Source organism: Verrucosispora sp. SN26_14.1 (assembly GCF_004307965.1).
Lineage (GTDB): Bacteria > Actinomycetota > Actinomycetes > Mycobacteriales > Micromonosporaceae > Micromonospora.
On sequence record NZ_SISL01000530.1, the window covers coordinates 1 to 3,783 of the forward strand.

A 3,783-nucleotide genomic window follows, 5' to 3' on the forward strand; every position below is an offset into this window, starting at 1 on the left:
GCGCCGCAGCGCGCAGCCGGGTGGCCATCCGGTGGGCCCGGCGTAGCGCGGCGTACGCCAGGTAGCTGTCCCGGCCGACGAGGAGGTGCTTGAACCCGGCCACTCCGCCGGGCCGGGGGTACCCGCTGCCCGGCAGGTACCGGCGGTAGTGCTCGGCGACCCGGCGGAAGAAGTCGCGCCGCAGGTGCGGGTGCAGTCGGTCGTCGTTGCCCACCACCACCAGGAAATGGTTCACCATCAGGTCGAACAGCTCGCTGTGCCAGCGCCCGTCCGGGTGCCGCTCGTGCCGCCAGGTGAAGAGCCGGTCGTACTGGTCGAAGGCGTCGAAGTGCCGGCCGCTGCGGGTGGAGGTGATGGCGCCCTGGCGGCCCTGGCGGTACAGGTAGCAGACCCGGTCCAGCACCGAGATGCGTGCCGCGCCGATCAGCAGCGGGTGGCTGAACGGGATGTCCTCGTACCAGCCGGGGTGGAAGCGCAGCCCCAGCTCGGCCAGGAACTCACGGCGGACCACCTTGTTCCAGGCGGTGTGCTGCACCCGCAGCAGCCGGGGCCGGTCGGCGAGCCGGAACACGCCGGGTGCGTCCCGCAGCAACCGGCTGCTGGGGTCCACCTCCCGGCGGCCACAGTCGTGCACCCGCAGGTGGTCGACCATCATCACGTCGGGGCGGTCCGCCCGCAGCCGGTCCAGCACCACCGGGATCGTGCCCGGCGGCAGCCAGTCGTCGCTGTCGACGAACCAGACGTACCGGCCGGTCGCCACGTCCAGCCCGGCGTTGCGGGCCGGGCCGAGGCCGACGTTGGTCGCCAGGTGCCGCACGCGTACGCCCGGATGCTCGGCCGCGTACGCGCGCAGCAGATCGCCGCACCCGTCCGGCGACGCGTCGTCCACCGCGACCAGTTCCACCTCGGCGGCCCGGTCGGCGGGCACGTCACCACGGATCGAGTCGAGGCACTGCCGCAGGTACGCCTCGACGCGGTAGACGGGTACCACGATGCTCAACAGCGGCGCGTGCGTCGGCTGAATGACCACGCCGCAACCATCGACCGCCCGGATGGACGGCCCTGGAACCCGACGTGGCCGGCGGTGGTGGAGTTTTTGAACAGCCGGGCAGCGCCGGGTTAACGGTTGAGCATGCGGCGCACCGAGCCGGGGACGGCCTTCTTGATCCGGGTCCGGATCCGCTCCGGCCGAGGCATCGCCTGTGACGCCTGCTCGCGGAGTACAGCCTCCTGGTCACGCAGCCACTCGATGCGCTTGACCAGCACCTCGGGCGAGGTGGCCAGTGCCGGGCGGACGGCCGGCGGGAAGGCGGTCGCCTGCCGGGTGGCGTCGAACACCGCCGCGCTGTCGGCGTCGTTGAAGGAGTTGCCCAGGTTGTGCTTGGTCAGGAACTGGAGCATCGTGTCGTACCGCTGCTTGTGGCCGTTGACCATGCCCGAGTAGTCGGCCTCGTCGTAGAGCTGGGCGGCGTCCACATCGGCCGGCACGTCGCGCATCACCCGGTGCGGGATCTCGAAGTAGCGGGCAAGCTCCAGGGTGCGCGAGTCGTGCGCGAAGAGGAAGCCCGGCGTGCCGGCGAGCAGCGAGACGATGGTGCCGTGGATGCGGGTGCCGAAGTTGAAGTCGAACCCGGAGAGGTAGTCGATCCACGTCCACGGGTCGACGAACATCCGCACCTTGTCCTCGGTGAACAGCGGGTGCGTGGTGTGGATCGGGATCTCGCTGGTCTTGCCACGGTCCTCGGGGGCGTCACCGAAGAGCAGGGTGCCCAGCGTCTTGAGGTCCTGCGGGATGTAGCGCAGGTTCTCGTAGCGCTGGTGGTGCGTCTTGATGATCTTCGCCATCGACTTGACGTACGGCGAGACGGTCAACGCGATCTTGTCGTACGGGCCGATGAACGTCTTGCGCTTCTCCACCGGCAGGGTGTCGCCGTGCAGGAACATCGACGGGCAGCCGATCACGTCGACGTTGGAGAAGCCGATCGTCCGCAGGTAGTCGGCGGTGATCTCGCCCCGGACGCCGATGCTGGGCGAGCGGTCGAGGACGGCCCGGCAGAAGCGACTGACCTGGTCGTCGATGGGACGGAGGTATTCCCGGTCACCGTCGACGTTCGTCTGCACACCCACCCCGAGCACCACGACCGGGATCTTGAGTCGCTCGATCAGCCGGCTCATCGCGTCGAGCCGGTGGGCGTAGCTGCGCCGGAACGCGTTCGCCAGCGGGACCACGAAGACGTCGTACTCCTCGTTGATCCGGTCGCTGTCGCGCATGTTCACCGTGAAGCCGTTGGGCGTGATGGTGGCGGCGCGGGTGGCCAGCAGCTTGTTCGCGGCGTGACTGAAGACCAGGTTGCCCGCGTTCTCACCGATCAGGTTCCGCTCGAACGTCTCCTCGGGCGAGTTGACGTCGAAGGGACCCTTTCGGGCCCGCATCAGGATCCGCTGGTGCATCGCTGACTCTGCCTCTCGTCGGTGCCGGCCCCGCCTCGGCATGCCCGGCGCACCACCGAGCCGGATGGCGGGGTGGGTGCTCATCCAAGTCCCGGGAATACTAGGCCACCGGAGGACCGGTTGACACCTGCGCCGCATCCGCCCCTCCTGCCTCGCGTCGAGTGGGTGTGCCCGCACCGGTATGGTGCCCGGAATGACCAGCGCCACCGTCGTCGATAGGCAGCCCTCCACCACCCGACGCGGTGACGCCAGCCGATTGCCCTCGTTGACCGGACTGCGCTGGATCGCCGCGCTGCTGGTCTTCGGTTTCCACGCCGGCACCATGCGCATCATCGCCGAGCCCGGTCACCAGGCGGTGGTCAGCGAGATCTTCACCCTGGGCCTGTCCGGGGTGCAGTTCTTCTTCATCCTCAGCGGCTTCGTGCTGGTGTGGTCGGCCCGGGTCGGTGACTCCCGCCGCCGGTTCTGGCGTCGTCGGCTCGCCAAGATCTATCCGAACCACCTGGTGATGTGGGCGCTGGCCATGCTCGCGGCGCTCTGGTTCGCCGACCCGATCAACCCGGTGGCCGCGCTGGAGAACCTCTTCCTGCTCCAGGCATGGGACCCGCGACCGGGCTACTTCTACAGCGTCAACAACGTGAGCTGGTCGCTCTCCTGCGAACTGTTCTTCTATCTGTGCCTGCCGTTGGCGTTGCCGCTGATCCGCCGGGCCAGGCCGTGGATGCTGTGGGCCGTCGTGATCGCCATGCCGTTGCTGATCCTGGCGCTCTGGCCCGGACAGCAGTTGGTGCCGGAGCAGAGCCGGTGGTGGTTCGCCCAGATCTTCCCGCTGGTGCGGTCGCTGGAGTTCTGGATGGGTGTGGCCGCCGCCGAGCTGATGCTGCGCGGTCGCTGGCGCGGGCCCCGGCTGCCGCTGGCCACCGTGATCTTCGTCGCGACCTGGGTGGCGGCCTCGCAGTGGATCCGGGCCGAACTCTGGGCGGCACTGCTGTCGGTGGCGTACGTCCTGGTGATCGCGGCGGCGGCCGACGCGGACGTGCACGGTCGCCGCTCGCCGCTGCGTTCCCGGCTGATGGTCTGGCTGGGCGAGGTCTCGTTCGCCTTCTACCTGGTGCACGTCTTCGCGATCATGACGATCCTGCGGCTCACCGGCGACTGGGGCACCGGCCTGCCCGGCTGGTGGGGAGTGCCGGCGGTGATCGGGTTCCTGCTGCTCACCCTGGCGCTGGCCGCGTTGCTGCACCGCTACGTGGAGCAACCGATGATGCGCCGACTCGCCCCGAGCCGCGCCCCCGCCGCCCCGCCGCGGAGGTGAGGTTGATGGCCAGCCCG

At 69.5% G+C, this 3,783-nt stretch carries 3 protein-coding genes; 1 reads left to right on the forward strand and 2 read right to left on the reverse strand.

Translation table 11 applies throughout. From position 1 onward, the window contains the following. Both EYA84_RS28460 and EYA84_RS28465 read right to left on the reverse strand, forming a co-directional pair. Positions 1–1,030, reverse strand: a 1,030-nt coding sequence (locus EYA84_RS28460) for a glycosyltransferase (RefSeq protein ID WP_131057020.1), incomplete at its 3' end; no start/stop codon positions are given. Positions 1,031–1,119: 89 nt separating this feature from the next. After that, on the reverse strand, positions 1,120–2,451 hold the full coding sequence (locus tag EYA84_RS28465; RefSeq protein WP_131057022.1) for a polysaccharide pyruvyl transferase family protein: 1,332 nt from the start codon (positions 2,449–2,451) through the stop codon (positions 1,120–1,122). 193 nt (positions 2,452–2,644) lie between these two features. Here EYA84_RS28465 and EYA84_RS28470 point away from each other — a divergent pair, with 193 nt between their 5' ends. Further along, entirely contained in the window at positions 2,645–3,766 is a 1,122-nt protein-coding gene (locus tag EYA84_RS28470; RefSeq protein WP_131057023.1) for an acyltransferase, read from the forward strand. The last annotated feature ends 17 nt before the right edge of the window (positions 3,767–3,783 follow it).

Bases quoted from the DNA above. Each gene is read 5' to 3' on its own strand.
- EYA84_RS28465 (WP_131057022.1), bottom strand. From the start codon at position 2,451: ATGCACCAGCGGATCCTGATGCGGGCCCGAAAGGGTCCCTTCGACGTC.
- EYA84_RS28470 (WP_131057023.1), top strand. From the start codon at position 2,645: ATGACCAGCGCCACCGTCGTCGATAGGCAGCCCTCCACCACCCGACGC.